The sequence below is a fragment of the Pandoraea eparura genome, from assembly GCF_902459725.1.
GTDB classification, from domain to species: domain Bacteria; phylum Pseudomonadota; class Gammaproteobacteria; order Burkholderiales; family Burkholderiaceae; genus Pandoraea; species Pandoraea eparura.
Genome location: NZ_CABPSH010000002.1, coordinates 667669 through 692605, shown reverse-complemented (window position 1 = coordinate 692605; position 24937 = coordinate 667669). Strand labels below are relative to the sequence as shown.

The 24937-nt window shown below is 65.1% G+C and carries 25 protein-coding genes and 1 riboswitch; of the genes, 23 read left to right on the top strand and 2 right to left on the bottom strand.

The genetic code is table 11. The features are described 5' to 3' along the window. Positions 1-4 precede the first annotated feature (4 nt). The 11 genes from PEP31012_RS07340 to PEP31012_RS07290 all read left to right on the top strand — a co-directional run bounded on the left by PEP31012_RS07340 (position 5) and on the right by PEP31012_RS07290 (position 10417). Entirely contained in the window at positions 5-760 is a 756-nt protein-coding gene (locus PEP31012_RS07340) for a PIG-L deacetylase family protein (RefSeq protein WP_150588646.1), read from the top strand. Next, positions 757-1461 (top strand): 4-carboxy-4-hydroxy-2-oxoadipate aldolase/oxaloacetate decarboxylase, encoded by a 705-nt coding sequence (locus tag PEP31012_RS07335; protein WP_174978144.1) that lies wholly within the window; start codon positions 757-759, stop codon positions 1459-1461. Before PEP31012_RS07340 ends, PEP31012_RS07335 begins: the two co-directional genes overlap by 4 nt. A 13-nt stretch (positions 1462-1474) precedes the next feature. Beyond that, positions 1475-2590 carry a 4-oxalomesaconate tautomerase gene (locus tag PEP31012_RS07330; RefSeq protein ID WP_174978165.1) on the top strand — a complete coding sequence of 372 codons (1116 nt, stop codon included), beginning with the start codon at positions 1475-1477 and terminating at the stop codon, positions 2588-2590. Continuing rightward, on the top strand, positions 2587-3351 hold the full coding sequence (locus PEP31012_RS07325; RefSeq protein ID WP_150588644.1) for an alpha/beta fold hydrolase: 765 nt from the start codon (positions 2587-2589) through the stop codon (positions 3349-3351). Before PEP31012_RS07330 ends, PEP31012_RS07325 begins: the two co-directional genes overlap by 4 nt. Next, a complete protein-coding gene (locus tag PEP31012_RS07320) occupies positions 3348-3830 on the top strand; it encodes a nuclear transport factor 2 family protein (RefSeq protein WP_150588643.1) in 483 nt (160 codons plus the stop codon). The genes PEP31012_RS07325 and PEP31012_RS07320 overlap by 4 nt, the downstream gene beginning before the upstream one ends. A 193-nt stretch (positions 3831-4023) precedes the next feature. Continuing rightward, positions 4024-5103, top strand: coding sequence for a porin (locus tag PEP31012_RS07315; RefSeq protein WP_425494929.1), 1080 nt, complete (start codon positions 4024-4026; stop codon positions 5101-5103). Positions 5104-5393: 290 nt separating this feature from the next. Further along, entirely contained in the window at positions 5394-6197 is an 804-nt protein-coding gene (locus PEP31012_RS07310) for an HAD-IA family hydrolase (protein WP_150588641.1), read from the top strand. Between the two features lie 10 nt (positions 6198-6207). After that, positions 6208-6864, top strand: coding sequence for a nucleoid occlusion factor SlmA (gene slmA, locus PEP31012_RS07305; protein WP_150588640.1), 657 nt, complete (start codon positions 6208-6210; stop codon positions 6862-6864). A gap of 310 nt (positions 6865-7174) precedes the next feature. Next, positions 7175-8356: a homoserine O-succinyltransferase MetX gene (gene metX / locus PEP31012_RS07300; RefSeq protein ID WP_150588639.1), complete on the top strand. Its 1182-nt coding sequence runs from the start codon at positions 7175-7177 to the stop codon at positions 8354-8356. After that, positions 8353-9015, top strand: a complete 663-nt coding sequence (gene metW, locus PEP31012_RS07295; RefSeq protein ID WP_246171174.1) for a methionine biosynthesis protein MetW — start codon at positions 8353-8355, stop codon at positions 9013-9015. Before metX ends, metW begins: the two co-directional genes overlap by 4 nt. A 106-nt stretch (positions 9016-9121) precedes the next feature. Continuing rightward, the gene (locus PEP31012_RS07290; RefSeq protein ID WP_150588638.1) at positions 9122-10417 is read left to right on the top strand and encodes an AmpG family muropeptide MFS transporter; all 1296 of its coding nucleotides are present in this window, start codon (positions 9122-9124) and stop codon (positions 10415-10417) included. A 135-nt stretch (positions 10418-10552) separates the two neighbouring features. Here the strand turns inward: PEP31012_RS07290 and PEP31012_RS07285 are convergent, their stop codons facing one another. Together PEP31012_RS07285 and PEP31012_RS07280 are read right to left on the bottom strand one after the other, a co-directional pair. Beyond that, positions 10553-11326 (bottom strand): exodeoxyribonuclease III, encoded by a 774-nt coding sequence (locus PEP31012_RS07285; protein WP_150588637.1) that lies wholly within the window; start codon positions 11324-11326, stop codon positions 10553-10555. A gap of 141 nt (positions 11327-11467) precedes the next feature. Then, positions 11468-12412 carry a LysR family transcriptional regulator gene (locus tag PEP31012_RS07280; protein ID WP_150588636.1) on the bottom strand — a complete coding sequence of 315 codons (945 nt, stop codon included), beginning with the start codon at positions 12410-12412 and terminating at the stop codon, positions 11468-11470. A gap of 197 nt (positions 12413-12609) precedes the next feature. Between PEP31012_RS07280 and PEP31012_RS07275 the strand changes: the two genes are divergently transcribed. The 12 genes from PEP31012_RS07275 (at position 12610) to PEP31012_RS07220 (ending at position 24897) form a co-directional block, all read left to right on the top strand. Further along, complete coding sequence (locus PEP31012_RS07275) at positions 12610-13065, top strand: CidA/LrgA family protein (protein WP_150588635.1); 456 nt, start codon at positions 12610-12612, stop codon at positions 13063-13065. A 79-nt stretch (positions 13066-13144) separates the two neighbouring features. Next, entirely contained in the window at positions 13145-13828 is a 684-nt protein-coding gene (locus PEP31012_RS07270; RefSeq protein ID WP_150588634.1) for an LrgB family protein, read from the top strand. A gap of 118 nt (positions 13829-13946) precedes the next feature. Continuing rightward, positions 13947-14074: riboswitch (S-adenosyl-L-homocysteine riboswitch) on the top strand. A gap of 32 nt (positions 14075-14106) precedes the next feature. Next, positions 14107-15522, top strand: coding sequence for an adenosylhomocysteinase (gene ahcY, locus PEP31012_RS07265; RefSeq protein WP_150588633.1), 1416 nt, complete (start codon positions 14107-14109; stop codon positions 15520-15522). 177 nt (positions 15523-15699) lie between these two features. Beyond that, positions 15700-16059, top strand: coding sequence for a phage holin family protein (locus tag PEP31012_RS07260; protein WP_150588632.1), 360 nt, complete (start codon positions 15700-15702; stop codon positions 16057-16059). A 46-nt stretch (positions 16060-16105) separates the two neighbouring features. Continuing rightward, complete coding sequence (locus tag PEP31012_RS07255) at positions 16106-16945, top strand: TlyA family RNA methyltransferase (RefSeq protein WP_150588631.1); 840 nt, start codon at positions 16106-16108, stop codon at positions 16943-16945. 26 nt (positions 16946-16971) lie between these two features. After that, positions 16972-17802: a methylenetetrahydrofolate reductase [NAD(P)H] gene (gene metF / locus PEP31012_RS07250; RefSeq protein ID WP_150588630.1), complete on the top strand. Its 831-nt coding sequence runs from the start codon at positions 16972-16974 to the stop codon at positions 17800-17802. 204 nt (positions 17803-18006) lie between these two features. After that, positions 18007-19647, top strand: coding sequence for an ABC transporter substrate-binding protein (locus PEP31012_RS07245; RefSeq protein WP_150588629.1), 1641 nt, complete (start codon positions 18007-18009; stop codon positions 19645-19647). A 270-nt stretch (positions 19648-19917) separates the two neighbouring features. After that, positions 19918-20922, top strand: coding sequence for an ABC transporter permease subunit (locus tag PEP31012_RS07240; protein WP_150588628.1), 1005 nt, complete (start codon positions 19918-19920; stop codon positions 20920-20922). A 12-nt stretch (positions 20923-20934) separates the two neighbouring features. After that, entirely contained in the window at positions 20935-21855 is a 921-nt protein-coding gene (locus PEP31012_RS07235) for an ABC transporter permease subunit (RefSeq protein ID WP_150588627.1), read from the top strand. Next, a complete protein-coding gene (locus PEP31012_RS07230) occupies positions 21852-22856 on the top strand; it encodes an ABC transporter ATP-binding protein (protein ID WP_150588626.1) in 1005 nt (334 codons plus the stop codon). Before PEP31012_RS07235 ends, PEP31012_RS07230 begins: the two co-directional genes overlap by 4 nt. After that, positions 22853-23899: a dipeptide ABC transporter ATP-binding protein gene (locus PEP31012_RS07225; protein WP_246171173.1), complete on the top strand. Its 1047-nt coding sequence runs from the start codon at positions 22853-22855 to the stop codon at positions 23897-23899. Before PEP31012_RS07230 ends, PEP31012_RS07225 begins: the two co-directional genes overlap by 4 nt. Positions 23900-23931: 32 nt before the next feature. Then, complete coding sequence (locus tag PEP31012_RS07220) at positions 23932-24897, top strand: TraB/GumN family protein (protein ID WP_150588625.1); 966 nt, start codon at positions 23932-23934, stop codon at positions 24895-24897. The last annotated feature ends 40 nt before the right edge of the window (positions 24898-24937 follow it).

The following is a 24937-nucleotide window of genomic DNA, read 5'->3' as shown; positions in this document are numbered from 1 at the left end:
ACACATGAGCACATCACAGAACACCCACACCGGCGCATTGGCTGGTCTCGTGGTCAGCGCCCATTCGGCGGACTTCGTCTGGCGCGCGGCGGGCACGATTGCCACGCATGTCGCGCAAGGCTATCGCATGAAGATCGTGTGCCTGTCCTTCGGTGAGCGTGGCGAGTCGGCCAAGCTCTGGCGCAAGGGCGCGGACATGACCGAAGCGAAGGTCAAGGTTGCGCGTCGCGAAGAAGCCCAGCGCGCGGCCGATATTCTCGGTGCGGAAATCGAATTCCTCGATATCGGCGACTACCCGATGCGCGTGTCCGACGAGACGCTCTTCCGGCTCGTCGACATCTATCGCGAGCTGCAACCGTCGTTCGTGCTGAGCCATTCGGAGAAAGATCCGTACAACTTCGATCACCCGCTGGCGATGCACGTCGCGCAGGAAGCCCGCGTCATTGCGCAGGCCGAGGGCCACAAGCCGGGTGAAAAGATCATCGGCGCTCCCGCCGTGCTCGCGTTCGAGCCGCATCAGACCGAGCAGTGCGAATGGATTCCGAACACCTTCATCGACATCACGCCGGTGTGGGAGCAAAAGCGCGCCGCCATCGAGTGCATGGCCGGTCAGGAGCACCTGTGGGATTACTACACGCGCGTGGCGTTGCAACGCGGCGTGCAGGCCAAGCGCAACATCGGCATCGCCGCCGCGCGCGACATCAAATACGCGGAAGGGCTGATGCGCCTGACGCCCGTCGTGACGGAGCGACTGTCATGATCCGCGGCGTCGTCGTTCGTCAGATTCCTCGTGTCGATACCGCCACGCTCGACGTGCTACGCAGTGCAGGCAGCGCGACAGTGCACGAAGCGCAGAGCCGCCTCGGCCTGATGGCCACCTATCTGCGTCCGATCTATGCAGGCGCGGCCGTGGCGGGCAGTGCGGTCACGGTGCTCGCGCCGCCGTCGGACAACTGGATGCTGCACGTCGCGGTGGAACAGGCGCAGCCGGGCGACATCGTCGTGGTTGGCGTGACCTCGCCTTGCGACGACGGTTACTTCGGCGATCTGCTCGCCACGTCGATGAAGGCGCGCGGTGTGGCCGGACTCGTCATCGATGCCGGCTGCCGCGACATCGGCACGCTCACCGACATGCGGTTTCCTGTGTGGTCGAAGGCCATCTCGTCGCAGGGCACCGTCAAGGAGACGCTCGGCTCGGTGAACGTGCCGGTCGTGTGCGCGAATCAGATCGTGAATCCGGGCGACGTGATCGTCGCGGACGACGACGGCGTGGTCGTGGTGCCGTTCGCGAACGCCGAAGCCGTGGCCAGGGCGGCGGCCGCGCGCGGTGCCGACGAAGCCTACAAGCGTGGTGTGCTCGCGGGCGGCACGCTGGGGCTCGACTACTACAAGATGCGCGAGAGGCTTGCCGCGAAGGGCTTGCGCTATGTCGATTCGCTCGACGAGCTGCAAGACGCTTGAGGAACGCGACGTGATGCATTCCCAAACGCGTATCCGGGCCGCGGTCATGCGGGGCGGCACCTCGAAGGGGTTGTACTTCGTCGCCGAGGACTTGCCTGCGCAGGGGGCCGAGCGCGACGCCGTGCTGCTCGCGGCGATGGGCTCGCCCGACGCGCGACAGATCGATGGCATGGGCGGCGCGAATCCGCTCACCAGCAAGGTCGCCATCGTCTCGCGCGCCACGCGGTCCGGCGCCGACGTGGACTATCTCTTTGCCCAGGTTGTGGTCGACGAAGCGCGGGTCGACTACGGACAGAATTGCGGCAACCTCCTCGCGGGCGTGGGGCCGTTTGCGATCGAGCGGGGGCTCGTGAGCGCCTCGGGCGAGGTGACCGACGTCGGCATTCACATGGTCAACACGGGCCAGGTGGCGGTGGCCACCGTGCAGACCCCGTGCGGCGTGGTGAGGTACGACGGCGACGTGGCCATCGACGGTGTGCCGGGCACGGCCGCCCCGATTCCGTTGATGTTCCGCGACACGGCAGGCGCCTCGTGCGGCGCGCTGTTCCCGACCGGACAGCGTCAGGACGTCGTGGACGGTGTCGCGGTGACGTGTATCGACAACGGCATGCCGCTTGTACTGATGCGTGCGGCGGACCTGGGCATCACCGGCGCGGAGTCCTGCGAGCAGCTCGACGCGGCGCCATCGTTTCAGGCGATGCGCGACCGGATCGAGGCGATTCGCCTGGCGGTCGGCCCGCGCATGCAACTTGGCGACGTGCGTTCGCGCACGGTGCCCAAGATGTGTCTCGTCGCGCCGCCGCGGGCCGGTGGCGCCCTCGCGACGCGTTGCTTCATCCCGCATCGTTGCCACTCGTCCATCGGCGTGCTGGCGGCCGTGAGCGTGGCGACCGCGGCCGCGTTACCGGGCACCGTCTGCCATGAGATGGCGGTGGTGCCGGAAAGCGACGCGCCGTTGCTCGCCATCGAGCATCCGACCGGCGAATTCACTGTGCGCCTCGCGCTCGGCGTGGACGCCGACGGCACGACGGATGTCACCGGCGCCGGTCTGCTGCGCACCGCGCGCTGGCTCTTCGACGGCGAGGTGTGCATCCCGAATCATGCTTGGGCGCAAGGAGACAAGCCATGAGCCCCGAACGTCCCCCGTTGCTCCTGCTGCCGGGCTTGCTGTGTGATCACGCGGCATGGGCCGCAACCGCCGCTGGGTTGCCGCAATACGATTGCCGCGTTCCCGAGTGGGGCCTGCTCGACACGCTCGACGCGATGGCCGAACACGTGCTGGCCAGCACCGCCGAGCCGCGCTTCGCCCTCGCGGGGCACTCGATGGGCGGACGCGTGGCGCTGGAGGTGGTGCGTCGCGCCCCGCATCGTGTGACGCATCTCGCGCTGCTCGATACCGGTTACCAGGCACTGCCCAACGGCGAGGCGGCGGAGAAGGAGCGCGCCGGACGTGCCACCTTGCTCGCGCGCGCACGGGAGGCGGGCATGCGTGCGATGGGGCAGGTGTGGGCGACCGGCATGGTGCATCCCGACCAGCTCGGCACGCCGCTGTTCGACACGATTCTCGACATGATCGAGCGCAGCCACCCCGATCAGTTCGCTGCGCAGATTCACGCACTGCTCGGTCGACCGGACGCGACGTCGCTGCTGGGCGACGTGCGTTGTCCGACGCTCGTGCTGTGCGCGCGGCAGGACACCTGGAGCCCGCTGGCGCGTCACGAAGTCATGGCGGCGTTGATCCCGGACAGCGTGTTGCACGTCGTGGAACACAGCGGCCATATGAGTCCGATGGAGCGCCCGCAGGACGTGGCCGATGCCGTGCGGACATGGCTGGCACGGCCCGAATCGGGCGCCGCCGCCCCCGACGCCTCCAAGGTCGGCCGCGCATGACACACGACACCCATCGTCAAGACGCGATGCCCGGCCTCGACGCGCAGACGCTCGACGTATTGCTGGCCAAACAGGCGTGCCACGACCTCGTGATGCGTTTCGTCGCCTGCAACGACCGGCGCGACGCGCAGGGACTCGCCGCGCTCTTCACCGAGACGGGGGTGCTCGTGCGCCCCAATGGCGACACGCTCGTTGGTCCCGTCGCCATCGCGGCCGCGTACGCCGAGCGACCGGCGGATCGGCTGACACGGCATCTCGTCGGCAACGTGCTGATCGATGTCACGTCGCCGACGCGCGCGATCGGCAGCAACACGGTGTTGCTTTGGAGCGCTTCGGCGAACGACGTGCCGGGGCCATTCGGACGTCCGGCGCAGGGTCGTCAGGTCATGGGGGAATTCGAAGACACGTTCGTGCGGACCGCGCAGGGTTGGCGTATTGCCCGCCGCGAAGCGCGTTTTACTTTTGTACGCGAGGCGTAAGGAAACCAGCACTGCGCGTCGCGCCATCCCAACCCTTGTGCCAAGCCGAGGGCGCAGTCCGGGAGGCGGTTAAGAGGGCAGTACCCGAGGCGGCCGACGTGCCGTCGCGCAAATGGCTGGGCCGGCGCGAATGCCGTCGGTCCGGAGGTTGAAGTCTGTAGTTGCTGTGTATTTCAAAAACAAGGGGACAGAAGTGAAAGTGAAACATGCATTGGCCGCTGGCCTGCTGCTGGGGGCGGGCCTGGCGCACGCACAAAGCAACGTGACGCTGTACGGGATCGTCGATACCGGCATCGCCTACTACAACAACGCCGCCACGGGCGGCAGCTTCATCGGCGAGCCGACCCTCACGGGCAAGGTGCCGTCACGCTTCGGGTTCAAAGGCGTGGAAGATCTGGGCGGCGGTCTGAAAGCCGTCTTCACGCTGGAAAGCGGCTTCCAGCCAGGAACCGGCAACGTGAACTATGGCGGGCGCTTGTTCGGTCGACAGGCCAACGTCGGCCTGTCGGGCGGCTGGGGCACGGTGCTGCTCGGTCGTCAGAACAACATGACGTTCTACGTCACGGGCAACGCTGACGTGATCGGACCGTCGATCTTCTCGCTGGCCAGCATCGATCCGTACATCGCCAACGCACGAAGCGACAGCGCGATCGGCTACATGGGCAAATTCTCCGGCGTGACGCTCGGCGCGACGTACAGCTTCGGGCGCGATGGCTCGGCCGCAGGCGGTCCGTCGGCCACGAACTGCGCGGGTAACGTTGCCGGCAATTACCAGGCCTGCAAGCAGTTCACCGGGCTGATCGGCTACGACTACCAGAACTTCGGCATTTCGGCGTCGTACGACCAGATGCACGGCAACACGGGCGCCGCGGCCCCGCTGACCAGCTCGCATTACACCGACTCGCACTCGGTGATCAACGCGTACTACAAGTGGTCGACGGGACGCGTGGGCGGTGGCTGGATTCACCGCAACGTGAGCGCCGATGCCGCCTCGCTGCGCTCTGACATCTACTTCATCGGCCTGACCTATCTGCCGACGATCACGTGGGCGTTCGACGCACAGGCCATTCGCTATCAGTTGAAGAGCCGTGCCAACGCGACGATGCTCATCGGCCGCGCCACGTACTCGCTCTCGAAGCGCACGTCGCTGTATGGCCTGGTCGGCTGGGTGGCGAACAGCCATAACGGCGCGGTGGCGATTGCCGCCGGTGGCTCGGTCGCCACGGGGGGCAACCAGTTCGGCACGATGCTGGGTATTCAGCACACGTTCTGATCGGTGGCGCTGGCGACGGCGCGCAAGCTGTCATCAAGATTTCATCGAGACGTCAGCGTAACGTCAGCGCCATGTCAGAACGCGCAGCATCGCGTGCTTCCGAAGCGAGAGGATCGTCCGGGGGGCGATCCGCTTGTGAGGCGGTGCTGCGCCCCCAGGTTTGTCAAAGCGGGATTCGCGCGCTAGCATCGTGCCTAGTCATGGCGGCACCGTGTTCTGCGACAGGAAGGGCGAATGTCGGGGCGCGGTGACCATCTCCCCGTATCTCCTCGCATGAATCCGCTATCTTCGTGTCTTCTTCTCACGTTCTGAGCCGGCGACGCCGGGCACCCCGCGCCCGAAGCGAACACGGCACGCGCGGTCCGGTCTGGCTGTTCGACCTGGACAACACGCTGCATCGCGCGTCGCACGCGATCTTTCCGCGCATCAACCGCGCGATGACGGCCTATATCGTCGAGAAGCTGGGGCTGCCGCCCGACGAGGCCAATCGTCTGCGCACCGACTACACGGCAAAATACGGGGCCGTGCTGCTCGGCCTCATCAAGCATCACGCCATCGATCCGCATGAATTTCTGGCACGCGTGCACGAGCTGCCGCCGCTGGTCGAGGTGCTGCGCGCCGAGCGCGGGATCGCCCGCCTGCTCGCCGGCCTGCCCGGACGCAAGATTCTCCTGACCAATGCACCCGCGCATTACGCCCTGCCGATTGTCGAGGCGTTGGGCATTCGCCGACATTTCGAGCGCTGCGTGAGCATCGAGGACATGGCGGACCGCCGGGCCTGGCGCGCCAAACCCGATGCGATCATGTTGCGCCGTCTGCTGGTGCGCGAGGGCCTCGCGCCGCATCGCACGTGGCTGGTCGAAGACACCCGCTCTCACCTGAAGCACCTCCGGCATTTCGGCATCAAGACGGTCTGGATCACGGGACATTTGCCGGCCAGAAACAGTCTTGGCGATGCCATGCCGCGCAGTGGGCGCCCACACTACGTAGATATCAAAGTACAATCTCTGCGCGAATTACGGGCGCGCCTTGCGACCGGGGCCGGCGCGAGCCGCGCAGCCCGAGCCGCCCGACCCTCAAATTCCTACCAATAACGACCAGACGATGCAGCAGGAAAATTCTTCGAGCGATGCCGGTTATGGCGCCGCCGATGCGCTTGAGGCCGCGCCCGCGCCGGTGAAGACAGCCCGCCCAAAGCCGGGTGAGCGCCGGGTGCAGGTGTTGCAAACCCTCGCCGCCATGCTCGAGACCCCCAAGGGCGAGAAGATCACGACAGCCGCGCTTGCCGCGCGTCTCGAGGTCTCCGAAGCGGCGCTCTATCGCCATTTCGCGAGCAAGGCCCAGATGTTCGAGGGCCTCATCGAGTTCATCGAACAGACCATCTTCGGTCTGATCAACCAGATCTCCGCCCAGGATCAGGACGGCGTGACGCAAGCGCGCGCCATCGTGCTGATGCTGCTCGGTTTCGCCGAGAAGAACCCTGGCATGACGCGCGTGCTGACCGGCGAAGCGCTGGTCGGCGAGCACGAGCGCCTGCAGGAGCGCATGAACCAGTTGCTCGACCGCATCGAAGCGTCGCTGCGCCAGGTGCTGCGTCTGGCGTGCGCACAGGGCACGTTGCCCGAGACGTTCGACGCCAACTCGCGTGCCAACCTGCTCGTGTCCTACGTGCTCGGCCGCTGGCACCGCTTTGCCAAGAGTGGCTTCAAGCGCTCGCCGGTCGAGGGGGCCGAGCCCCAGGTCGCTGCGCTCCTGCGCTAAGACCGCGGGTCTGCGGCGACGGCGCAGATTACGCTATACTTTTGCAACGCGCACCGAGGCCGACGAACGTTTGACCGGCCTTGTCGCGATGATTGGCGCGCCGATTTGGTGACTCGCTTGCGGGCGCGCGAATGACTCTGACGGGCGTTCCCAGGCAGAGGGCATTCATTAAAAATGCGGCTAAAGAGGTCGTGCGCGCCCACCGCCGTTTTTCCGTCGACCCCTTTTCCCGCACAGAACGCTTCAGGACGCCGTCCGTCGACCCTGGTCGACAGCGACGACGGACATGGCATGTTTCGGAAAGGGATTTATGGAATCTTCAATCGGAATCGTCACCCCGCAGCGGATGCATTTCGCTGAGCCGCTGGCGCTGCAAAACGGCAGCAAGCTCGCCGGCTACGACCTGATGGTCGAGACCTACGGCGAACTGAATGCCGATCGCAGCAACGCGGTGCTGGTGTGCCACGCGCTCAACGCGTCGCATCACGTGGCGGGCATCGCCGCCGACAATCCCAAGGACGTCGGCTGGTGGGACAACATGGTCGGGCCCGGCAAGCCGCTCGACACGAACCGCTTCTTCGTCATCGGCGTGAACAACCTCGGCTCATGCTTCGGCTCGACCGGGCCGATGAGCCTCGACGAATCCACGGGCCAGCCGTACGGAGCCCGCTTCCCCGTCGTGACCGTCGAAGACTGGGTCAATGCGCAGGCGCGCGTGGCCGATGCGTTCGGCATCCACAAGTTCGCCGCAGTGATGGGCGGCAGTCTCGGCGGTATGCAGGCGCTTGCGTGGAGCATCATGTATCCCGAGCGCGTGGGGCACTGTCTGGTGATCGCCTCCACGCCCAAGCTCTCCGCGCAGAACATCGCCTTCAACGAAGTGGCGCGCTCGGCCATCCTCTCCGATCCGGATTTCCACGGTGGCAACTATTACGCGCATGGTGTGGTGCCGCGTCGCGGGCTGCGCGTGGCGCGCATGATCGGGCACATCACCTATCTGTCCGACGAGGACATGGCGACCAAGTTCGGCCGCGCGCTGCGCCGCGCCGAGGTAATGGCCGACGGGGTGAAGGGCGATGGCAATCCGCCGGACGACGGCTATCGCTTCAGCTTCGATGTGGAGTTCGAGGTGGAGTCGTACCTGCGCTACCAGGGCGACAAATTCGCCGAGTACTTCGACGCGAACACGTATCTGCTGATCACGCGCGCGCTCGATTACTTCGACCCGGCCCGCACGGTGGGCGGCGATCTGGCGAAGGCGCTGTCGCACACCACGGCCAAGTACCTGATCGTGTCGTTCGCGACCGATTGGCGCTTTGCGCCGGCGCGCTCGCGCGAGATCGTCAAGGCGCTGCTCGATACGCGCCGTACCGTGAGCTACGCCGAGATCGACGCGCCGCACGGGCACGACGCCTTCCTGCTCACCGATGCGCGCTATCACAACCTGGTGCGCGCCTACTACGAACGTATCGCTCAGGAGGTCGGGGTATGAGTCAGTCCACGGTACCGGCGAACAGCGCCCAGGCGGCGGCGCTCGCGGCGTCGCGCAGCCGCATTTCGGCATCGCTCGCCGAGCGGCCCGATTTCCGGGTGATCGCGCGATGGATCGAACCGTCGTCGCAGGTGCTCGATCTCGGGTGCAGCGACGGCTCATTGCTGCGTCTGCTGACCGACGAACTCGACGTGAGCGGTTACGGCGTCGAGATCGACGACGCCGGCGTGCTTGCCTCGGCGCAGCGAGGCATCAACGTCATCCAGCAGAACATGGAAGACGGACTGAAGCTCTTCGAGGACCAGAGCTTCGACACGGTCATCCTGTCGCAGACCCTGCAGACCATTCACCGCACGGCGGACATCCTGCGCGAGACCGTGCGGGTCGGCCGCGAAGCGATCGTGTCGTTCCCGAATTTCGGCTACTGGCCGCACCGGCTGTCCGTGTTGCAGGGACGCATGCCGGTGTCGAAGAGCCTGCCGTTCCAGTGGCACAACACGCCGAATGTGCGCGTGCTGACCATCAAGGACTTCGAGGCGCTGGCCCCGGACGTCGGCGTGCAGATTCTCGACCGGGCCGTGCTGCATAACGGGCGCCTCGTGTCCGTGGGCGCGAACTGGCGTGGTAGTCTTGCGGTCTATCGCGTCAAGCGTTCCTGAACCGACGGCAGCTAACGGGGCAGCGAAGCGCCGGGCCCCTGGCGGGTGAAGGCAAAGGGGGCCGGGTGCCGTGCACCGCGGGCGGCTGGCCCCAACTGTCCTTTCCATGACCGATTCGCTGCCGCCCGACGACGGGCGCGTCTTCCACCCCACGCGGATGCTCATCTGCGTGATACTTGGTTTCACCTCGGGCTTGCCGCTGTTCATCCTGCTCAACCTGGTGCAGGCGTGGCTGCGCAGCGAGCATGTGGACCTCAAGGCCATCGGCCTGTTCGCCCTCATCCAGTTTCCTTACACGTGGAAGTTCCTTTGGGCACCGCTCATGGATCGCTTTGCGCCCAACGTGTTCGGATGGAAGCCGGGGCGGCGACGCGGCTGGATGTTCGTCACCCAACTGCTGGTGGCCGGTGCGGTGGCGCTCATGGGGACGTATTCGCCGCAACGCGATCTGATGACGATTGCCGCGCTGGCGGCGGCGCTGGCGTTCTTCAGCGCCAGTCTCGATATTTCCCTGGATGCCTATCGACGTGAGTTGCTGTCGGACCGCGAGCAAGGCCTCGGCACGGCGATGCACGTGAACGCCTACAAGGTGGCGGGACTCGTGCCGGGGTCGCTGGCCCTCATCATGGCCGATCACCTGCCGTGGTCGCAGGTGTTCTTCGCGACGGCGGCGTTCATGCTGCCGGGCATCGTGATGACGCTCGTCGTGAAGGAGCCGGCGATTCGCGGCACGCCGCCGAAGACGTTGCGCGAGGCGGTGGTCGAGCCGTTTCACGAGTTCGTCACGCGCGGCGGTTGGGCACAGGCGCTGTTGGTGCTCGCGTTTATCTTTCTCTACAAGTTGGGCGATTCGATGGCGACATCGCTGGCCACGTCGTTCTACCTGGATCTGGGATTCACGAAGACGCAGATCGGCGTGGTCGCCAAGGCGACAAGCCTGTGGGCGAGTGTGGCGGGGGGCATCATCGGCGGGGTCTGGCTGATCAAGCTGGGCATCAACCGTGGGCTATGGGTGTTCGGCGTGCTTCAACTGGTGTCGGTGCTGGGCTTCGCTTGGCTGGCGAAGACGGGGCCGGTCGTCACGGGACTGGGTGCGGTGATTGCCTTCGAAGCGTTCACGGCTGGGTTGGGCACGGCGGCGTTTACCGCCTACATCGCCCGCACGACGGACCCGCGTTACACGGCGACACAGTTCGCACTGTTCACGAGTCTGGCGTCGGTGCCGCGCACGTTCGCCAACGCGGGCACCGGCTATATCGTCGACGGCGTGGGCTGGGTGACGTTCTTCCTCATCTGCACGGCACTGGCCGTGCCCGGCATGCTGCTCTTGCCGAAGGTCGCCCCCTGGGGCGCCGACGATGACGGCGGCGATGGCGTGCCGGCGACAAGCGGGTCGCGCTAACGAGATGGGCGGTTGCCCTTCGGGGCCGACCTCATTGCCGTCGCCTCGCGCGGTGCGACCGGGGCGCGGCACGTGCGTGCCGCCCGCCGCGCGTGCGTGCGGATTACCGCGTGTGCGGATGACAGCGCGCGTGAATTACAGCGCGTGGTCGTAGTCGACCGTCAGCGGCGCGTGGTCGCTGAATTTGATATCGCGAAACACTGACGTGGCCTTGGCTTTGCCGGCAATGCCGGGCGTGGCGATCTGGTAGTCGATGCGCCAGCCGACGTTCTTCGCATAGGCCTGTCCGCGATTGCTCCACCAGGTGTACTGGTCGGCCCGCGGGTCGAGCGTGCGGAAGACGTCGACATAGCCATGCTCGTCGAACAACTGCGTGAGCCAGGCGCGCTCTTCCGGCAGGAAGCCCGAGTTCTTCAGGTTGCCCTTCCAGTTCTTGATGTCGATTTCCTTGTGCGCGATGTTCACGTCGCCACACAGCACGACTTCGCGTCCTGCCGCCTGAAGCGCGAGCAGATGTGGCATGAAGTCGGCCATGAAGCGGAATTTGGCGGCTTGTCGTTCCTCGCCGCTCGAGCCGGACGGAATGTAGACCGAGATCACCGACAGGTTGCCGTAGCGCACTTCGACGTAGCGGCCTTCCGCGTCGAACTCGGCATTGCCCCAGCCGACGACGATGTCGTCCGGCTCGCGGCGCACATAGACGCCCGCGCCGCTGTAGCCCTTCTTCTGCGCGTAATGGAAGTGACCCTGGTAGTCGTGCGGCGTGAGGAAGTCCGGTGTCATGTCCGGCAACTGTGCCTTGATTTCCTGTACGCACAGGATGTCAGCGTCCTGTGTGCCGAACCACTCGAAAAAGCCCTTCTTGGCGGCCGATCGAACGCCGTTCAGATTCGCGGTAATGATGCGCATGTGTGTCGGTGTGCCGCGCTCGCGCAGCCAGGGGAAAATGTCAGCGGCAAGGATACCGCAATCGTCGGATCGTGTCGGACGACGTCCGAACGGGGGGAGTGGCGTGCCGTCGGCGGCGCGGGTATCGACGACGGCCGGCGCTCACGTGCGTCGCGCGCCGCCGGCGATGGCCGCTTTGGCCTCGCCGTCGCCGCCCGGGCCGAGAAGGTCGCGTGCCAGGGCAAGCCAGCGCCGCGCCGCGTGCGACAGATACGAGTCGCGCCGCCACGCCATCGCCAGATCCCACGGAATCTCGGGGTCGCGCACGTTCGCGATCACGAAGCGTTTCGGGTCGAGCCGTGCGCAGAACGGCTCGGGCAGCAAGGCAATGCCGACGCCGTTGTCCACCATCGACGCAATGAAGTCCCACTGGCTCGAGCGTCCCGCAATCCTGGGGGTGAAGCCCGCGCGACGACAGGCGGTGATCACCAGTTCGGACAACGCGAACCCTTCGCCATAAAAGACAAACGGTTCGTCGCGCAACTCGCCCAGGCCGATGGAGGCGCGTCCTTCCCAGCGTGAATCGCGCGGTGCGATCAGACGCAACGGGTAATGGCACACGGGCAGCACGTCGAGAATCGTGGGATCGACCGGCAGCAGCACGGCGCCCAATTCGATGTCGCCGGCCAGCAGCGCCTGCTCGATGGCGCGCGAGCCGGTCTCGAAGAGTTTCATCTCGATATCCGGATAGTGCTGATGAAACGCCCCGATCACCGGAATGAACAGGTCGCCGCCGAGCGGCGGAATGCCGATCGACAATTCGCCGCGCGCGACCGACTCGAGATCGGCCACCTCCTGCTGTAGCCGGGCGTAAGCGGCCAGCACGTCCTGACCGCGCTCGAAGACCACGCGTCCGGCATCGGTCAACTGCAGCCTGCGCCCCATGCCGCGCTCCTCGCGCAACATCAGCGGCGTACCCAACTCGTCTTCCAGCGCCTTGACCATCTTGCTCACGGTCGGTTGGGTCACGAACAGTGCCTCGGCCGCCGCCGTGAAGCTCTGCTGTCGCACGACTTCCACAAATCCTCGCAACGCGCGCAGTTCCATCTTGGGGCCTCTCTTTCGCACAAATTTGGTGCAATCGGCCGGAAAGCCCCGTCCGGTAAGGCTTTCTTATGCGCGATTAGGGTTAATACTTAAATTATTCCAATTTGGAATCGATTTTATAATACTAATTCATTATATTTATGTTGCGGTGCTTCCTATACTGGACTTCATACTGATGCCACACCCGGGAGCCCGCCATGACCAAGATAATCGCCAGCCGTATGTATCGCCGCAGCAAGCGCGTGGTCGACGTGGTTTGGCAAATTGCGCTGCTCACGGGCATCTATCTGGTGGCCGATGCTGCATCGCGCCATTTTCGCCTCCCGCTGCCGGGCGGCGTCTTGGGGTTGCTCACCGTGGTGGCGCTGCTCATGAGCGGCGTCCTGAAGACGGAGAAGATCAAGCGCGGTGCCGACTGGTTCCTGGCCGAAATGATCCTCTTCTTCGTGCCGATGGTCGCGGCCGTCATGCAATACACCGATCTGTTGCGCCGCGAAGGCCTGCAACTGCTCGCCGTGATCGGTGTGGGCACGGTGCTCGTGATGGTCTCGACGGCGCTGGCGGTCGATCTGGCCTGCCGTGCCGAGCGTCATCTCAAGCGCGCCCTCGTTCGCATCCCGGCACGCCGGGCGCACGCGCACGATGGCCGCTGATGCGTTGCGCGTGCCTTGCCGACGGGATTGCCGTGATCGCCGCGGCGTCCCTTCCCACTAGCGCTTGCCGGGTCTTGCCATGAATCATACGGCGCTCCTGCTGCTCGTTCTCACGGTCGTTTTCTACTACGTGTCGAAGCGCCTCTATGCGCGCTTCGGCAAGGTGTGGCTCGGCCCGGCCATTCTCGCGCCCATCCTGCTCATCGCAGTGATGGTGGGCGGGGATATCCCGTACACGACGTATATCTCTGATTCGCGTTGGCTCGTCTGGCTGCTCGGCCCGACGACCATCGCATTCGCCGTGCCGATCTACGAGCATCGCGACATCATGCGCCGGCATGCCTTCGCGCTGATCGTTGGCGTGCTCGTCGCGATGGTTGTGGCCGTGGGCAGCTCCTTCGTGCTGGCCCGCCTGTTCGAGCTGCCGCCCGAGATGGCGCGCAGCCTGCTCGCCCGCTCGATCTCGACGCCGTTCGCGCTCGCGGTCTCCGACAAGGTGGGCGGCTCGCGCGATCTGGTGGGACTCTTCGTCATCATCACCGGGTTCATCGGCATGCTGCTCGGCGAGGCGCTGCTCTCGTGGTTGCCGCTGCGCACCCGCATGGCGCGCGGCGCGCCGTTCGGCGCGGGGGCTCACGGCTTCGGCACCGCCAAGGCGCGCCAGATCGGCAGCGAGGAAGGCGTGGTGGCCAGCCTCGTCATGATGATCAACGGTATTGTGATGGTGTTTGCCGCGCCGCTGCTCGCCCACCTGCCGATCTGAGCGTCGGGCGGCGCGCGCGGGCGCGTCATACCCGCCAATTCTGTCTTTCCGCCAAAAAATATCGCATAGGGCGTCGCCGTTGCCCCGACGCGGCGCAGCAGTTTTGCTACAATGCCGGGGTCTTGAGGAGCGTTGCGACAGCCACGGTGCTGCCAGGCTCAAGATCCTTCCTATTTGGCCCCGCCGGCCGCCGGTTCCCTGCCGGAGCGCATGGCGTGTGGGCCTCAAGAACGGCGCTCACGTCCCAACTATCTAGTCTTTTAGAGAAAGGAGGCGTGATGAACGCCGTAGTCGATTCGAAATTCTCCGATTTTCACATTGCCGACATCAAGCTGGCCGATTGGGGCCGCAAAGAGCTGACCATCGCCGAGAGCGAAATGCCCGGCTTGATGGCCACGCGTGCCGAATTCAAGGCCAGCCAGCCGCTCAAGGGCGCGCGCATCGCCGGCTCGCTGCACATGACGATCCAGACGGGCGTGCTCATCGAGACGCTCGTCGCCCTGGGCGCCGAAGTGCGCTGGGCCTCGTGCAACATCTTCTCGACGCAGGATCACGCCGCTGCGGCCATTGCCGCCGCCGGCATTCCCGTGTTCGCCTTCAAGGGCGAATCGCTCGACGAATACTGGGAATACAGCCACCGCATCTTCGAATGGCCGAACGGCGAGTTCGCCAACATGATTCTCGACGATGGTGGTGACGCCACGCTGCTGCTGATTCTGGGCAGCAAGGCCGAGAAGGACCTGTCGGTTGTGGGCAACCCGACCAACGACGAAGAAGTCGCGCTGTATGCGTCGATCAAGCGCCACATCGCCATCGATCCGCAGTGGTACAGCAAGCGCCTGGCGCAGATCCAGGGTGTGACCGAAGAAACCACCACGGGCGTGCATCGTCTGTATCAGATGGAAAAGGACGGCACGCTGCCGTTCCCGGCCATCAACGTGAACGACTCGGTCACCAAGTCGAAGTTCGACAACCTGTACGGCTGCCGCGAGTCGCTGGTCGACGGTATCAAGCGTGCGACCGACGTGATGATCGCCGGCAAGATCGCCCTCGTGGCGGGCTACGGCGACGTGGGCAAGGGCTGCGCACAAAGCCTGCGCGGTCTGGGCGCCACGGTGTGGGTCACGGAAATCGATCCGATCTGCGCGCTGCAGGCCGCGATGGAAGGCTACCGCGTGGTGACGATGGAATACGCCGCCGACAAGGCCGACATCTTCGTGACGGCCACGGGCAACTTCCACGTGATCGATCACGACCACATGGCGGCCATGAAGCACCAGGCCATCGTGTGCAACATCGGTCACTTCGATTCGGAAATCAACGTGGCGTCCACCCGCAAGTACGAGTGGGAAAACATCAAGCCGCAGGTCGATCACATCATCTTCCCGGACGGCAAGCGCATCATCCTGCTGGCCGAAGGCCGCCTCGTGAACCTGGGCTGCGCCACGGGCCACCCGTCGTTCGTGATGAGCAACTCGTTCACCAACCAGACGCTCGCGCAGATCGAACTGTTCGTGCACGGCGACAAGTACAAGAACAGCGTGTATGTCCTGCCGAAGCATCTGGACGAGAAGGTCGCGCGTTTGCACCTGGGCCGTATCGGTGCCGAACTGACGGTGCTCACCGACGATCAGGCGAACTACATCAGCGTCGACAAGAACGGTCCGTTCAAGCCGGCCCACTATCGTTATTGATCGGTCGCCCACGCGACGGATTCGTCACGAGTCTCGCCGGACCCCCGCCGGTGCGCTGCAAGGCACGGGCAAGGGGCAACGGTTTGGCGCGGCGGCACCGCATGCCGCCGCGTTGGGTTTTGCCACTGCCGGTGCCGGGACCGACCTCCCGCACCGGACTGTTCTTCGGAGCTTGCCATGCGTCTGCTGCTGATTTGGCTCATCAATGCCATCGCACTTCTCGTTTTGCCGCACATCGTGTCGGGCATTCAGCTCAAGGGCATCGGAACGGCCCTGGTCGTTGCGATCGTGCTTGGCCTGATCAACGCGTTTCTGCGGCCGCTGCTCGTCGTGCTGACCTTACCGGTCACGGTGCTCACGCTGGGGTTGTTCATCTTCGTGATCAACGCACTGTTGTTCTGGCTGGCTGCGCATGTCGTCAAGGGCTTCGAAGTCTCGGGCTTCTGGGCGGCGCTCTTCGGCTCGCTGCTCTATAGCCTGATCTCGTGGATTCTGTCGGCGCTGGTGTTCGGCGGCGACCGCGCCACCAACGTGTAAGGGTCGACGCACGCCGTCGACCGTGTTTTGCAGGAAACCCGCTGTCATGTCGCAAGCCCTTCGTGCCGATCAGGCTCTCGTTGCCCGAGGCCTGGCCGCATCGCGCACCGCCGCGCAACGTCTGATCGATGCCGCACGCGTGTATTACGCGGGCACAGAGACGGCCGTGAAGAAGGCCAGCGAGGTCGTGGCGAGCGACGACGATCTCGAAGTGCGTGAGGCCGCCGACGGCTTGCCCGGCGAAGACCGCTACGTGTCGCGCGGCGGGTTGAAGCTGGCCGGCGCGCTCGCGCAAACGCATCTCGATGTCGCCGGCCGTGTGGCGCTCGACGTCGGGCTGTCCACTGGCGGCTTTGCAGACTGCCTCTTGCAGGCAGGCGCCGCGCAGGTCGTTGGCATCGATGTCGGTCACGGGCAACTGCATCGACGTCTGGCGGGCGAGCCTCGGCTCGTGTCGCTCGAAGGCATCAACGCGCGGCACCTGACGCGCGAGATGCTCGATGCGCGTCTGGCCCAGCCTGCGGCGCACGGCGATGGGCATGCCGATCCGGCAAGGCGATTGGCGGCCGTCCCCGAGGCAGGCTTCGACCTGATCGTCGGTGACGTGTCGTTCATCTCCCTCACGCTGGTGTTGCCTGCGCTCGCGCCACTGCTGGATGCGCGCGGCGATCTGCTGATGCTGGTCAAACCGCAGTTCGAAGTGGGACGTGAGCACATCGGCCGCGGCGGCCTCGTGCGAGATGCTGCGCAGTATGCGCAAGTGGAGACAAAAATCCGCACCGCCTGTGAGGCGCTGGGACTGACGGTAGCCGCATGGCTCGACAGTCCGATCGCTGGCGGTGACGGCAACCGGGAGTTCTTCGTGCACGCGACGCGCGCGGCATGAGCGGCTCTCACGACAATAGAACGATCATGACGCAACCTTCCTTCAGTTTCGAATTCTTCCCGCCCAAGACGGCGGAAGGCGCGGAGAAGCTGCGCGCCACGCGCCAGCAACTGTTCCCGCTCGGTCCCAAGTTCGTCTCGGTGACGTTCGGTGCCGGTGGCTCTACCCAGAAGGGTACGCTCGATACGGTCGTCGAAATCCAACGCGAAGGCGTGGAAGCGGCCCCCCACCTCTCGTGCGTCGGCTCGACCCGGGACAACATCCGCGAGATTCTGCAGACGTATCGCCAGCACGGCATCCGCCACATCGTGGCGCTGCGCGGCGATCTGCCGTCGGGGATGGGGGAGATCGGCGAGTTTCGCTATGCGTCGGAACTGGTCGAGTTCATTCGCGCCGAAACCGGCGAGTGGTTCCACATCGAGGTGGCGGCCTACCCGGAATACCATCCACAGGCGAAGTCGCCGCGCCTGGACCTCGAGCATTTCGCCCACAAGGTAAAGGCAGGGGCGAATGCGGCCATCACCCAATACTTTTTCAATGCGGACGCGTATTTCCGTTTCGTCGACGACGCCGCGCGCCTGGGGGTCGACGTGCCGATTGTGCCGGGGATCATGCCGATCACGAACTATTCGCAGATGATGCGCTTCTCGGAGATGTGCGGCGCCGAAGTGCCGCGCTGGATCGCCAAGCGTCTCGAAGGTTTTGGCGACGATCGCGACTCGATCCGTGCGTTCGGGCTCGACGTGGTGACGGCGCTGTGCGAACGATTGCTCGCACAGGGCGTGCCCGGTTTGCACTTCTATACGCTAAACGCGGCGTCGGCCACCAAAGCGATGTGGCAGCGCCTCGGTCTATAAGGCGCAGCGCAATCGTTTGCCAAGCGGTGGGTGCCTGGGAAGTCAATTCTAATCATAATTAAGCGATTTCCTAATCAAAAACACCACAAATAGGCGGTTTGCTAGGGATTTGGCGTGTTGTGACACGAGGGAAGCTTCAGTAATATCCCTCGTAGGCCCGGCGACGGACCGTTGCCGGGCATCACATCCGATCCCGAGGAGCCTATGAAACAGACCCACACCCTGCGTTTGCTTTTGGCTGCGACCTTGTTTGCCGGTGCGGCCGTGATCCGGCCCGCGGCAGCCATCGAAATCCCGAACAAGACCCTCGTGTATTGCTCCGAGGGCAGCCCGGCCGGTTTTGATCCGGGCCAGCTCACCACCGGCACCGATTTCGATCCCGCCGACGCCATCTACAACCGCCTGATCGCGTTCAAGCCGGGCGAGACTGGGGTAATGCCCTCGCTCGCGGAGTCGTGGGACATCTCGCCGGACAACAAGATCTACACGTTCCACCTGCGCAAGGGCGTCAAATTCCACACCACCGAGTACTTCAAGCCCACGCGTGACTTCAACGCGGAGGATGTGAAGTTCACCTTCGAGCGCATGGGCGATCGCGACATGCCCTTCCGCAAGGCCTATCCGACGGAGTTTCCGTATTTCGTCGACATGGGGCTGCAGGCCGACATCGACCACATCGAGGTCGTCGATCCGTACACCGTTCGCTTCGTGCTGAAGAAGGTCGACGCACCGTTCATCCAGAACCTGGCGATGCCGTTCGCGTCGATCCTCTCGAAGGAGTACGCCGACAAGCTGCTCGCGGCGAACAATCCGCGCGATATCGCGCTCAAGCCGGTCGGTACCGGGCCGTTCATCTTCCGCAGCTATACGAAGGACGCGACGCTGCGCTTCGATGGCAACAAGGAATACTGGGACACGCGTCTGCCGCCAAAGGTCAGCAAGCTGATCTTCGCGATCACGACCGACGCCAACGTTCGCATTCAGAAGCTCAAGCGCAACGAATGCCAGGTCGCGACCTACCCGCGCCCGGCCGATGTCGACGCGCTCAAGGCCGAGATCGCCGCGCAGGGCAAGGCGTCGAAGCTCAAGATGCCGGACCAGGTCGGGTTCAACCTCGGCTATGTGGCGTACAACGTGCAGAAGAAGCCGCTCGATCGTGTGGAGGTGCGTCAGGCGCTCGACATGGCGATCAACAAGAAGGCGATCCTCCAGTCCGTCTATGGCTCGGCCGGGCAGTTGTCGAACGGCGCGCCGATGCCGCCGACGCAATGGTCCTACGACAAGAACATCAAGTCGGCCAGCTACGACCCCGAGAAAGCCCGTGCGCTGCTCGAGAAGGCGGGCGTGAAGAACATGGAAATCACGCTGTGGGCGATGCCGGTGCAACGTCCGTACAACCCGAACGGCAAGCTCATGGCCGAGATGATTCAGGCCGACTGGGCGAAGATCGGCGTGAAGGCCAATATCGTCACGTACGAGTGGGGTGAGTACATCAAGCGCGCCAAGGCGGGCGAGCACGATGCGCTGCTCATCGGGTGGACCGGCGACAACGGGGATCCGGACAATTGGCTCGGCGTGCTGCTCGGCTGCGATTCGGTCAACGGCAACAACTTCTCGAAGTGGTGCTACAAGCCGTTCGACGATCTCATCAAGCAAGCACGTCAGACCACGGACGTCGCTCTTCGCACGAAACTCTACACGCAGGCGCAGGAGATCTTCGCAAAGCAACTGCCGTTCTCGCCCATCGCGCACTCCACGCAATACAAGCCGATGGCCACGAACGTGAAGGGCTTCAAGCTCAGCCCGTTCGGCCGCAACAGCTTCATCGGCGTGTCGCTGGAGTAGGGCGCCCGGCGTGGCGCGATGACGACCGGATCCGGCTGACGCCGGTGACCGGTCGCCACCCGTCGCCATCCGTCGCCATCCGTCGCCATCCGTCGCCGTCGGTCGCCGTCGGTCGTCACCGCGGTATGACGTAGGCAGACCCGGCCGCCGCGCCCGAGTTCGCCTGTCGCAACAAGGCAAACGATCGTCCACGATAGATTCACGCGGCACAGCGCCACCCGTCCCTGCGCCGGGGGCGGGCGGTGCGCGAAGCCCCCACGGAACCCTCCTATGCTGAGATTCGTCCTGAGACGACTGGGCATGGTGATCCCGACGTTCATCGGCATCACCGTCCTGGCGTTCGCGCTCATTCACCTGATTCCCGGCGATCCGATCGAAGTGCTCGTGGGCGAGCGAAATCTCGACCCCGTCATGCACGCCGAGGCGATGAAGCGCCTGGGTCTCGATCAACCGCTCACCACACAATATTTCGTCTATCTGAAGCACGCTGCGCAGGGCGACCTCGGGCGCTCCATCGTTACCAACGAAGGCGTGCTTCATGAGTTCTTCGCCCGCTTTCCCGCAACGCTCGAACTCGCCGTGTGCGCGATGATCTTCGCGCTCGTCGTCGGCTTGCCCGCGGGCGTGGCGGCGTCGTTGCGGCGCGGCAAGATGCTCGATCACACCACGATGGGGGCGGCGCTCACGGGCTACTCGATGCCCATCTTCTGGTGGGGGCTGCTGCTGATCATGCTGTTCTCCGTCTACCTGCAATGGACCCCCGTGTCCGGGCGCATCGGGGTGGAGTACGACGTACCGCACGTGACCGGCTTCATGCTCATCGACACGTTGCTCTCGGGCGACGAGGGGGCGTTCAGCTCTGCGGTGAGTCACCTGATCCTGCCGACCATCGTGCTCGGCACCGTGCCGCTCGCGGTGATTGCCCGCATGACGCGCTCGGCCATGCTCGAAGTGCTGCGCGAGGACTACATTCGCACGGCGCGCGCGAAGGGGCTCTCGCCGTGGCGCGTGATCGTCGTGCATGCGCTGCGCAATGCGCTGATTCCGGTCATCACCGTGATCGGTCTGCAAGTCGGCGCGCTGCTCGCCGGTGCGGTGCTCACCGAGAACGTGTTCTCGTGGCCTGGCATCGGAAAATGGCTGATCGATGCCATTCTGCGACGCGACTATCCGGTGGTGCAGGGTGGCATTCTGCTCATCGCGACGGGCGTGATTCTGGTCAACCTGCTGGTCGACGTGCTCTATGGCGTCGTCAACCCGCGCATTCGGCACTGAGGGAGGTCAATCATGAGTGATACACCGGCCACGCTGCCGCCTCCCGCCGCCGTGACGGCCACGCCTCGTGCGCGTTTGTTCCGGGAGTTCCTGCGCAGCTTCACCGCCAATCGTGGCGCAACGACCGCGGCCATCGTGCTGTTGTCGATGTTCGTGGCGGCGATATTCGCGCCTTGGATCGCGCCGCACAGTCCCATCGAGCAATATCGCGACTTCGTGAAGATCCCGCCCGCGTGGTTCGACGGCGGCAACCTTCGGTTCCTGCTCGGGACCGACGAAGCCGGGCGCGACATTCTTTCGCGACTGATCTACGGCGCGCGTCTGTCGTTCTGGATCGGGCTGTCGTCGGTGGTGCTCTCGCTGATTCCGGGCATTCTGCTCGGGCTGCTGGCGGCGTTCTTTCCGCGCTGGCTCGACACGCCGATCATGCGGTTGATGGACATGATGATGGCGCTGCCGTCGCTGTTGCTGGCGGTGGCCGTGGTGGCCGTGATTGGCCCGGGCCTTGCCAACACGACCATCGCCATTGCGATTGTGACGCTGCCGGCGTACGTGCGTCTGACGCGCGCGGCGGCAATCGGCGAGTTGCAGCGCGAGTACGTCATTGCTTCGCGTATGGCGGGGGCGGGCACCTTGCGGCTGATGTTCTCGACGGTGCTGCCCAACTGCGCGGCGCCGCTTATCGTGCAGGCCACGCTGAGCTTCTCGGTGGCGATTCTCGATGCGGCGGCGCTCGGCTTTCTCGGCCTGGGCGTGCAACCGCCGCTCGCTGAGTGGGGCTCGATGCTCGCGTCCGCGCGCGACTACATGGAAAGTGCCTGGTGGATTGTGACGCTGCCGGGGCTTGCGATCGTCATCTCGGTGCTTGCCATCAATCTGGTCGGTGACGGCCTGCGCGATGCACTCGACCCCAAACTGAAGCGAATCGCATGAGTCTGCTCTCCATTCGAAATCTTTCGGTCGACTTCGACGGCGCGCGCGCCGTCGAGGCCATCGACCTCGACGTCGGCCAGGGCGAGATTCTTGGCGTGGTCGGCGAATCCGGTTCCGGCAAGAGCGTGACGATGCTCGCGCTCATGGGGCTGATCGACGCGCCGGGCCGTGTGAGCGCCGACGAAGTGCGCTTCGACGGCCGCGATCTGCTGCGCGCGTCGGCGCGCGAGCGGCGTGGCATCGTCGGGCGCGATGTGTCGATGATCTTTCAGGACGCGCTCTCCAGCCTCAACCCGAGCTACACCGTCGGCTATCAGATCGGTGAGGTGTTGCGCCGTCACATGGGGCTGCGGGGTCGTGCGTTGCGCGATCGCGTTGTCGAGCTGCTGGAGCAGGTCGAGATTCCCGATGCCGCGAACCGGGTCGGCGCTTATCCGCATCAACTCTCCGGCGGGATGAACCAGCGCGTAATGATCGCGATGGCGATCGCCTGCCGCCCGAAGCTGCTGATTGCCGACGAGCCGACTACCGCGCTCGACGTCACCATCCAGGCGCAGATCATGGCCTTGCTGCTGCAGTTGCAGCAGGATCACGGCATGGCGCTCGTGCTGATCTCGCACGATCTCGCCGTGGTGGCCGAAGTCGCGCACCGGGTGGCGGTCATGTATGCCGGGCAGGTGATCGAGGACCAGAAGGTGCCGGCGCTGTTCGACGCCCCGCATCATCCCTACACGGAGGCGCTGCTCGCGGCGATTCCCGAGCATAACCGGGGCGTCAGGCGACTGCGCACGTTGCCGGGCGTGGTGCCGGGGCGCGACGATCGCCCGGCGGGCTGCCTGCTCTCGCCGCGGTGTCCGTATGCCGACGAGCATTGCCGCACGGTGCCCCCCGCGCTGACACCCTATGTCGGGCCGAATGCGGTGGACGCGCCGCAGGTGCGATGCTTCAAGCCGCTGCCGCATGCGGCGGCGGTCGAACAGACGACGGGAGGCGGGCAATGAGTGAAACCGTTTTCGCGACACCGCCGGGAACGCCGTCGGCGCCGGCCGCGGACGATGCCGGGCGCGACGCCGGCCGTGTGGTGCTGGCCGCGCAGGATCTGACACGCTTCTATTCGGTGAACCGCGGGTTCATGCGCCCGCAGGCCACCGTCAAGGCGCTCAACGGCGTGTCGTTCACGCTGACGGCCGGCCGCACGCTGGCCGTGGTCGGCGAATCGGGGTGCGGCAAATCGACGCTGGCGCGGGTGCTCACATTGATCGAAGCGCCGACGTCCGGCAGACTCGTGGTCGACGCGACCGAGACCACGGCGGCGTCGGCGGGCGAACTGGCGCCGCTGCGCACGCGCATCCAGATGGTGTTCCAGAACCCGTACGCGTCGCTCAACCCGCGCAAGACGGTGGGACAGGCCCTCGACGAGCCGCTGGCCATCAACACGTCGGCGAGCCGCGCCGAGCGAGGCGAGACGATTGCCGCGATGATGCGCACCGTGGGTCTGCGCCCGGAGCACGTGGCGCGCTATCCGCACATGTTCTCGGGCGGGCAGCGGCAGCGGGTGGCGATTGCGCGGGCGATGATCCTGTCGCCGGCCATCGTGGTCGCCGACGAGCCGGTTTCGGCCCTGGATGTCTCAATTCAGGCACAGATCCTGAATCTTTTCATGGATTTGCAGGACCGATACGCGACGAGTTACGTGTTCGTGTCGCATAATCTCGCGGTGGTCGAGCATGTGGCCGACGACGTCATGGTGATGTATCTCGGCCGCGCGGTCGAACACGGCCCCAAGGCCGCCGTGTTCGGCAAGCCGCTGCATCCGTACACCAAGGCGCTGATGTCGGCGACGCCGGCGATCAAGGCGGCCGAGCGGCGCGTGAAGATTGCGCTGATCGGCGAGCTGCCGTCGCCGTTGCGGCCGCCGCCGGGGTGTGCGTTTGCGCCGCGCTGTCCGTACGCAATAGACCGTTGCCGCGAAGAAGTGCCGCAACTGCGCAGGCTCGAGGCGCGTCTGGTGGCGTGCCATCGGGTTGAAGACATTGAGGGATGACGAGATTGGGTGGACCACCACGCGCGACGCATGTGAGTCGGGGCGTTGCCTTGGCCGGCTGGCTGCTCGGTTGCCTGCTGATGACGTTCGCCTTCACGCTGGACGCGGCGTCGAGCGTCACGCCGCGCGTCGTGGCGCCGCGAACGCTGCCGCTGGTCGTTCCCGAGCCGGGCGAATCGCCGCCCGGCGCCAATCTTCCGTTCTACGAAGCCCGCAAGGGCGACATGACCCTCTACGTGATGGGCACCCTGCACGTTGGCAAGCCGGACGACTACCCGTTTCGCAAAGTCGTGGTCGATGCGCTGCGCGTGTCCTCGGTGGTGGCGTTCGAGTTGTCGCCCGACGATCTGACGATGTCCCAGGACGACGTGCAGAAGTACGGCATGTGCCCACGCGCGTGTCTGCCGAGGCTGATTCCGGCGCCGCTGTGGCGTAAGCTGCGCGCGCGGCTCAAGGGCAATCCGGCGATGCTTGCCGAGATTCGTCATATGCGTCCCTGGCTGGCGGCGTTGCTCGTCGAGACGCTGGACTCGATGGGGGCCGATCTGCAAACGGAGTACGGCACCGAGAACCAGTTGGAGAACATCTATCGCGGCCGCATCGTCGGTCTCGAATCGCTGGCCGAGCAGATGGATGCCTTCACCGGACTGACGTCGGCCCAGCAGAATGAACTGCTGGCGCAGGAGTTGGTGCTCACACCGAAGACGGCCACGGCGCAGGTCGAAGCGTTGCACCGCCTGTGGCGAGCGGGGGATGCCGAACTGGTGTTCGACTGGTCGCAGAGCAAGTCGGCGCAAGTGCGGCGCAACGTGGCGCTGGCAGATGCCATCGACGAGCGCATCCTGTACTCGCGTAATCGGCGTTTTCTCGCGCGCATGCTGTTTCTGGCGGACCCGGGCAAGCCGGTCTTCGTCGCCATCGGCACGCTCCATCTCGGCGGCCCGCATGGCGTGTTGCAACTGTTGCGTGAACACGGATTTTCCGTGGCGCAGCGGTAGTCTGAAGCGAACCTGAGGCAGACGGGCGATCCCGCTAGGA